This window comes from Citrobacter sp. wls711 (assembly GCF_005281055.1).
Taxonomy (GTDB): Bacteria; Pseudomonadota; Gammaproteobacteria; order Enterobacterales; family Enterobacteriaceae; genus Citrobacter; species Citrobacter gillenii.
Window position 1 is genome coordinate 1 of the sequence record NZ_SZXC01000066.1, and the last position, 1,507, is coordinate 1,507.

The 1,507-nt window shown below is 49.8% G+C and carries 1 protein-coding gene; it reads left to right on the plus strand.

Features of this window, described 5'->3' with window-relative positions:
- Positions 1 to 234 precede the first annotated feature (234 nt).
- Positions 235 to 1,473: an IS110 family transposase gene (locus tag FDW98_RS18920; protein ID WP_003030308.1), complete on the plus strand. Its 1,239-nt coding sequence runs from the start codon at positions 235 to 237 to the stop codon at positions 1,471 to 1,473.
- Positions 1,474 to 1,507: the final 34 nt, after the last annotated feature.

The window sequence follows — 1,507 nt, forward strand, 5'->3', positions numbered from 1 at the left end:
TGAGCGAGATATAGTCATTCGCACCCTGAGAATTACACTTTAAGTGATTCAGGGTATGCGCTTACTGGTTACGAATATTGAGCGAGAATCACGTGATGATCGCCGCTTTTCTTTCGAGCCAGTGGGTGCTCCACGTTCGCTAACGAATACTCAGGGCATGCAGATAAACTGCTGGCTATATTTCTTTCGAAGAGCGTGGAATGCATACCAATCCCCGATAAAAAGGAGTTGGTGATGACTGCGACTAATCAATTTGCTGCGCACGTTGGTCTGGACTGGGCAGATAAAAAGCACGATGTCTGTGTTCAGTTTAAAAACGGTGAACGCACATTCCATGTGATTGAACATACGCCGGAAGCACTTGATGTCTGGCTTACCGAGTTACACCAGAAGGTAAAAGGCAGGATCGCTATCGCCGTTGAGCTGAAGAAAGGTCCCGTGGTGTATGCTCTTCAGAAATATCCATTTATCACCGTTTTCCCCGTCCACGCTTTGTCCCTGGCTCGTTACCGGCAGGCCTTCTCGCCCAGCGGCGCTAAAGATGACCCGCAGGATGCCGAGCTGGCATTAGAGTTAATGCTGCGTTATCCCCAAAAGATAAAAGCCATTGAACCCGACAATGCGGATATCCGGTTACTCCAGCAACTGGTTGAGCAGCGCCGTCAGCTGGTTGAAGATAAACGCCGTTTTGTGAACCGGATAATCAACACACTTAAACAGTATTATCCTCAGCCACTGGAGTGGTTCTCACATCGGGGTAGCTTACTATTGTGTGAGCTGATTATCCGGTGGCCCAGTCTGCAACAACTGAAACGAGCGAGGCGCGACACGATCCGCAACTTTCTGAATGCCAAAGGTGGCCGCGCAATGGCTCTTACCGAGCAACGTGTTGCGAGTATTGATAACGCGATCCCATTGACTACAGACCCGAGCGTTATAGAGGCTAATGCTTTGATGGCAACAGCACTGGCGACACAAATTAAAGTCGTGAGTGAAATCATCAAAACCTATGACGAACGAATCGAAGCGTTGTTTGACACATTGCCAGATGCGGAGCTGTTCAAATCACTTCCGGGCATGGGGCCGTGTATGGGCCCACGAATGCTTGCTGCACTTGGTGATAACCGTGACCGGTTTAACAGCGCTGAAGAAATTCAAAACTACGCAGGTATTGCACCGGTGACAGAACGAAGTGGCCAGAAATCCTGGGTTCACTGGCGATGGCAGTGTGCCAAGTTCGTCAGGCAAACCTTTGTTGAATGGGCTGCCAAGACGGTTAATTCATCATACTGGGCCAGACTGTATTATCAGGGCCTCAGAGAGAAGGGCAAATCTCATCAGTCTGCGATCCGGGCACTGGCGTTCAAATGGATAAGGATCATTTACCGCTGCTGGAAGGCCAGAACCCAGTACGATGAAGCAAAATATTTGCTGGCTCTCGAAGCGCGCCACTCGCCCTTACTGAAGCCATAAAAAGCTTGTCGAATGTCTCAGGGCGTGAAGCGGA